Origin of the sequence: Shinella sp. M31 (assembly GCF_049199205.1) — a bacterium.
In the GTDB taxonomy this organism is placed as follows: domain Bacteria; phylum Pseudomonadota; class Alphaproteobacteria; order Rhizobiales; family Rhizobiaceae; genus Shinella.
The window spans coordinates 1-6,024 of sequence record NZ_JBLZPH010000067.1 but is presented as its reverse complement, the minus strand read 5'-3'; the positions used below and the strand labels follow the sequence as shown (position 1 = coordinate 6,024).

Annotated in this window: 7 protein-coding genes and 1 pseudogene; 4 read left to right on the top strand and 4 right to left on the bottom strand. The window is 63.4% G+C overall.

Translation table 11 applies throughout. The features are described from left to right. Window positions 1-379: formyltransferase family protein (locus ACOZKU_RS10450; RefSeq protein ID WP_421578810.1), on the top strand; the 379-nt coding region annotated here is incomplete at its 5' end. Window positions 380-640: 261 nt separating this feature from the next. Here the strand turns inward: ACOZKU_RS10450 and ACOZKU_RS10445 are convergent. Next, a pseudogene (locus ACOZKU_RS10445) lies at window positions 641-748 on the bottom strand (glucose-1-phosphate thymidylyltransferase); the annotation flags it as partial. Window positions 749-928: 180 nt separating this feature from the next. On the opposite strand from ACOZKU_RS10445, the gene ACOZKU_RS10440 reads away from it, so the two are divergent. From ACOZKU_RS10440 to cysE, 3 genes are all read left to right on the top strand, one after another. Then, complete coding sequence (locus tag ACOZKU_RS10440) at window positions 929-1,192, top strand: hypothetical protein (RefSeq protein WP_421578809.1); 264 nt, start codon at window positions 929-931, stop codon at window positions 1,190-1,192. A gap of 91 nt (window positions 1,193-1,283) precedes the next feature. After that, on the top strand, window positions 1,284-2,324 hold the full coding sequence (locus ACOZKU_RS10435) for an isopenicillin N synthase family dioxygenase (RefSeq protein WP_421578808.1): 1,041 nt from the start codon (window positions 1,284-1,286) through the stop codon (window positions 2,322-2,324). 78 nt (window positions 2,325-2,402) lie between these two features. Continuing rightward, window positions 2,403-3,230: a serine O-acetyltransferase gene (gene cysE / locus ACOZKU_RS10430; protein WP_421578811.1), complete on the top strand. Its 828-nt coding sequence runs from the start codon at window positions 2,403-2,405 to the stop codon at window positions 3,228-3,230. An 81-nt stretch (window positions 3,231-3,311) separates the two neighbouring features. Here cysE and ssuD read toward each other — a convergent pair whose 3' ends face one another. From ssuD to ACOZKU_RS10415, 3 genes are all read right to left on the bottom strand, one after another. Beyond that, window positions 3,312-4,481, bottom strand: a complete 1,170-nt coding sequence (gene ssuD, locus ACOZKU_RS10425) for an FMNH2-dependent alkanesulfonate monooxygenase (RefSeq protein WP_421578807.1) — start codon at window positions 4,479-4,481, stop codon at window positions 3,312-3,314. A 163-nt stretch (window positions 4,482-4,644) separates the two neighbouring features. Further along, window positions 4,645-5,700 carry an amino acid ABC transporter permease gene (locus tag ACOZKU_RS10420; protein WP_421578806.1) on the bottom strand — a complete coding sequence of 352 codons (1,056 nt, stop codon included), beginning with the start codon at window positions 5,698-5,700 and terminating at the stop codon, window positions 4,645-4,647. Next, on the bottom strand, window positions 5,697-6,024 hold a 328-nt coding region (locus tag ACOZKU_RS10415), incomplete at its 5' end, for an ABC transporter permease subunit (RefSeq protein WP_421578805.1). The genes ACOZKU_RS10415 and ACOZKU_RS10420, both read right to left, overlap by 4 nt.

Below are 6,024 nucleotides of genomic sequence, written 5' to 3'. Positions count from 1 at the left end.
CTACATGCAGGTCCTGTCGGATGCCGTCTGCAAGAAGATGTCGGGCCGCATCATCAACATCCACCACTCGTTCCTGCCGTCGTTCAAGGGCGCCAACCCCTACAAGCAGGCCTTCGAGCGCGGCGTGAAGCTGATCGGCGCGACGGCGCATTACGTCACCGAGGATCTCGACGAAGGTCCGATCATCGAGCAGGACGTCGCGCGCATCACGCATGCGCAGTCGGCGGAGGATTATGTCTCGATCGGCCGCGACGTGGAGAGCCAGGTTCTCGCCCGCGCCGTGCATGCCCATATCCATCACCGGGTCTTCATGAACGGCAACAAGACCATCGTCTTCCCGCCCTCGCCGGGCTCCTACGCCTCCGAGCGCATGGGCTGAGCGATGAGTGCCATCGTGATCGATGGAAGCAGGTTGTGCCTTCACGATGAGGCGGTAAGGCCGCGACCGTGATTTTGGAAAAGAGATCTGCGTCAAGCCCGGCCTGGCCGTCGTCGGCGATGATCCGGCACCACGCCTGAGTCGGAGCCAAAAGCCGTATATCGAAGGAATACGGTTTCAAGTCCAACCAGCATACGCTGGCGGAGGAGACGACACAGGAGAAACTCGTCGCGCTCGTCTACCGTATGAGCGATGGTCAGTAGCAATTTCTTCCGCGCAGGCAATCTTGAGGCCTTGGCGCTTTTCCAAAGTACGTACGAAGTCGCCTGCTTTGAGGCGGCTCTCCGGCGCACCCGTGTCGAGCCAGGAAATAAAGTTATCTCGCGAAATCACCGGCATCGCCCGTAGAAACGGGATCTTCCCGCGCTGCGGCGTTATCTGGCTGTTCGTTCTTCGCCGTATCGTGCCCTTAACGCCGCTTGCATAGGAGAAAAAACTAAAAGGGCAGGGAAGGGTTGGAACAGGAGACCTCGAAAACAATGTAAATCCATGGATTATGTGATTAACTTGTTTTCAGAGAGTGCCATGAATATCTCGCGTCTCATTTTCCCGGCGGCTCTTGTTCCCCTCCTTGTCTTGCCGCCTCTCGGTGGCACGCCCGCCTCCGCATTCGGTGGGTCGATCGCGCGAAATTATTCGGCGAACACGATGAAATTTCTACACGGCTGGCAGTTGCTGGACACATTTGCCCGGGTGACGGAATGCCGACTCCACGGTTTCAAGATCGTCGGCAGGAGTGTGCTCACCCTTTGATACAGCGGCGCGGACGCGCCGGCAGAAATTTTCACCTGCCTGTGTCGTTTCCCGCACGCGACCGGCCCCATCGTTTTTCTGAGGAGTATCCATGACCATCCATACGAAACCGGTCCATCTGCCGACCATTGATTTCTCCCGCTTCTATGGCAGCGCGGACGAGCGCGCGGGCTTCATCCGGGAGTTGACCCGGGTGCTGCACGATCACGGCTTTTTCTATCTCACCGGCCATGGTGTGCCGCAGAGCCTGATCGACGACGTGATTGCCGCCTCGAAGCGGTTCTTTGCCCTGCCGGAGGCGGACAAGCTTTCGATCGAAATGGTCAAGTCGCCGCATTTCCGCGGTTACAACCGGGCGGGCTACGAACGAACCCGCGGCGAGCAGGACTGGCGCGAGCAGCTCGACATCAACACGGAGGGCGCGCCGGTCGAAGCCGGGCCGGAAACGCCGTGGAACCGTCTCTATGGGCCGAACCAGTGGCCGGAGGTGCTTCCGGAGCTGAAGCCGCTGCTTTTGCGCTATCAGGCCGAAGTCACGCGCATCGGCATCGATGTGCTGAAGGCCATCGCTCTGTCGCTCGGCCAGCCGGAAAACGCCTTCGCCGAGATCTACGAACCCTCGCCCTCGCAGTTGCTGAAGATCATCCGCTATCCCGGCCGGGAGGCTGCCGGCAGTGACCAGGGTGTGGGTGCGCATAAGGACGGCGGCTTTGTCACGGTGCTCTTGCAGGATACGACGCCGGGCCTGCGCATCCGCACCGAAGAGGGCGTGTGGATCGAGGCGCCGCCGGTGCCCGGTACGTTCATCATCAACAGCGGCGAATTGCTTGAGCTGGCGACCAACGGTTTCGTGCGCGCCGACGTGCACGATGTCGTGACCCCGCCTGCCGGCACGGAGCGTTTCTCCGTCGCCTTCTTCCTCGGTGCACGCTACGACGCGACCATTCCGGTCATCCCTTTGCCGGAAGAGCTCAAGCGCAGCGAACGCGGTGTTACGGTCGATCCGCTCAACCCGATCTTCCGCGAGGTCGGCGTCAATCATCTGAAGAGCCGTCTGCGTTCCCATCCGGATGTCGCGGCAAAACATCATCCGGACTTGCTGCATCTCATCGAAAAGCCGGCCAAGGCCTGAAGACGGGTTCCCGCCCCACAAGGGGCGTTTATCCCATTTCCGCGAGGAGGACGTGCCGTGCCCGGACACGAAAGCAATGTGGTTTTCCTCCCGGTCGAGGACGCCGCCCGCGGTGCGGTCACCGTGCTGTGGGGGGCTCTGACGACGGAAGCGGCGGCGGCCGCGCAGCGTGACCAGTCGCTGGCACGGGCGATGAAGTCGTCCGTGCTGATGCATGCAAGTCTTGGCCATGCGCTCTCCCATCGTCTCGCGATCAAGCTCGCCGACCACGATGTCGACCGCGACGAGCTGCTGGCGCTGATCTACAGCGCCTATCTGGACAGGCCGGGCCTGCTTGGCGCGGCGGCGGCCGACCTTCAGGCGGTGAAGGACCGCGATCCCAGCAACAGCGAAGTGCTGACGCCGTTTCTCTACTTCAAGGGTTTTTCTGCATTGCAGGCCTATCGGGTGGGCCATTGGCTCTGGACGACGGGCCGGCGACACCTTGCCCGCCATATCCAGAGCCGTATTTCGGAGACCTTCGCAATCGACATCCACCCTGCCGCTTCGATGGGGCGCGGCATCATGCTCGATCACGGCAGCGGCCTCGTCATTGGTGAAACCGCCGTCGTGGAGGATGATGTCTCCATTCTCCAGAACGTGACGCTGGGCGGAACGGGCAAGGAGACCGGCGACCGCCATCCGAAGGTACGGCGCGGCGTGCTGATAGGGGCGGGCGCGAAGATCCTCGGGAATATTGAGGTGGGCATCGGCGCCAAGATCGGTGCGGGCAGCGTCGTCATCCTCCCCGTCGCGCCTTATACGTCCGTCGTCGGCGTTCCGGCCAGGCCGGTGGGGAAGCCGCATTCGGCCTTGCCCGGCGTTACGATGGACCAGACCTTGAGCGAGCCGGACTATATCATCTGAATTGTTTCGGCGTCCGTTCTCAGCGGCAGATACGGCTTGGCCGGCGCCGCTCTCGCGGCTGCCGGCCATGATCGAAGGGGCCTAGGATGCGGAGGTCAGCTTGACGTTGCCGCCATGGCCGCCGCCGCCGAAGACCTGGTGGTCGCCGAAGGACGAGCGCAGCTGGTTGCGCGGGCCGGGCAAGCCAAGCTCGGGGAACAGCAGTTCGGAGACGCGATAGGCCTCCTCGAGATGCGGATAACCCGAGGCGATGACCGTATCGATGCCGAGCGCCTGGTACTCGCGAAGGCGCGCGGCGACGGTCTGCGGCGAGCCGACGAGGGCCGTTCCCGCGCCCGAGCGCACGAGGCCGATGCCGGCCCAGAGGTTCGGTGACACTTCCAGCTTGTCGCGCCGGCCGTTGTGCAAAGCCACCATGCGCGCCTGGCCGACGGAATCGGAATTCTTCGTCAGGACGTCCTGCGCGGAGGCGATGGCTTCGTCGGAAAGCTTGGAGATCAGGCGGTCGGCGGCCTCCCAGGCCTCGTCGTCCGTCTCGCGCACGATGAAATGCAGGCGGATGCCGAAGGAGGCTTCGCGGCCCTTGGCGGCGGCGGCCTTGCGGGCATGGGCGATCTTTTCGGCCACCTGTGCCGGCGGCTCGCCCCAGGTCAGGTATTTGTCGACGAGGCCGCCGGCAAAATCGATCGCCGCATCCGAAGAGCCGCCGAAATAGATCGGCGGGCGCGGCTGCTGCACCGGCGGCAGGCCGAGCTTGGCACCGATCGCCTTGATATATTTGCCGTCGAGCGTCGAATGGCCGGTCTCGATCAGCTCGTTGAAGACCTGGAAGAATTCCGAAGCATGGTCGTAGCGCTCGTCATGCGGCAGGAAGATGCCGTCGCCAGCCAGTTCCTGCGCGCTGCCGCCGACGACGATGTTGAGCAGCAGGCGGCCGTTCGAGACGCGATCGAGCGTTGAGGCGAGACGGGCGTAATAGGCGGGTGTTGCGGTGCCGGGGCGGATGGCGACGAGGAATTTCAGCCGCTCGGTGCGCGCGGCGAGATCGGCGGCCAGCACGAAGGATTCCTCGCAGGCAGCACCGACCGGGATCAGGACGCCGGAATAGCCGAGACGGTCGACGGCCACGGCGATTTCGCGGAAATAGCCCGGATCGGCCGGACGGGCGAGATCGTCGGAACCGAGATAGGAACCGTCGCCGGAGCTTGGAATGAACCAGAGGAAATCGAGGGGCTTGTCGGTCTGTGTCATGAAGGCCATCCTGCCTGTGCGGTCTGTCGATCGGAGGGCAGGGCATCGCCTGTCCAGTCACGCGTAGAATAATAAATTCTATAGTTTCAGTAAGAAATTATATTCTGTCCCGCGGCGTTTGTTGGAATTTTTCATCGCCAGTGGCGTTTTTCGGGCCGCCTGATCACGAGTGTTTTCCGCCGGATGCGAGGCGCCTCTCCAACCACCGGCTGTAGCGCGACGCGCCGAAGCAAATGACGAAATAGATGATCGCCACAACCAGATAGGCTTCGTTGAAGAAGCCGAGCCATTGCGGGTCAGCAGCCGAGGCGCGGGCGGCGTTGAGCAGATCGAAAATGCCGATGACCGCGAGCAGCGATGTCGCGAGCAGAAAGCCGATGGCGAGATTGACCATGCCGGGAATGACGATGCGGAACGCCTGCGGCAGGATGACGAGCCGCTGCGTGCGCCAGTAGCCGAGGCCGAGTGCGGTGGCCGCCTCGCGCTGGCCTGTGGGAATGGCTTGCAGGCCGGCGCGGATGACCTCCGCGATATAGGCCGCCCAGAACAGCGTGATCATCACGATGGCGCGCAGCATCTTGTCGAGGGAGAGCGCGTCCGGCAGGGCCATCGGCAGGATCAGCATGGCGACATAGAGAATACCGACCATTGGGGTGCCGCGCATCAGCTCGATATAGAGCACGGAAAAGGTCCTGATGCCGCCGAGCGTCGAGCGGCGGGCGAGCGCCAGCAGCACCGCGATCGGCGTCGCGGCGGCAAAACACACGGCCCAGACGAAGAGTGTCACCGGCAGGCCGCCCCATTGGTTCGAGGCGACGGGCGTCGACGTGAACGTGCCCTGCATCAGCAGCCAGCAGACCAGGATTGTCAGTGGCCATGCGACGAGCAGGGGGCGGCCCCAGAAGCGCGGTAGCGCACTTGCCGTCAGGATGGCGGCGAGAAGCAGGATGACCAGCGCCGGCCGCCAGATGAGCTCGGTCGGGTAGAAAGCGAAGAGGATGAAGCGCAGCTTCGCCGTCACGAAGGCCCAGCAGGCGCCTTCGCGGGTGCAGGCCGCCGCGTCGCCGACGAAGGTGGCGTCGAGCACCGCCCAGCGAAACAGCGGCGGCAGGATCTGCGATAGCAGAAGCAACGTTGCAAGAGTGATCAGCGTATTGGCGCGCGTGCCGAAGAGACCGGTTCGAAGGGTCTGGACGAGGCGGGGGGAGGCTGCCGTCATCGGGTCGAGCCTCGGAGCGCGACGCGGTTGTTATAGGCATTCATGAGGGCGGAGAGCGCGAGGTTGATGGTGAGGAAGGCGCCGATCAGGATGATCAGGGCTTCCATCGACTGGCCGGTCGTGTTGGCGGTGGTGTTGATGATACTGACGAGATCGGGAAAGCCGATGGCGACGGCAAGGCTCGAGTCCTTGGTGAGATCGAGATAGCTCGACGTCGTCAGCGGCGTGATGACGCGCAGCGCCTGCGGCAGCACGACGAGGCGGATGATCTGGCCGTCATGCAGGCCGAGCGCGCGAGCGGCCTCCCACTGGCCCGCGCCGACC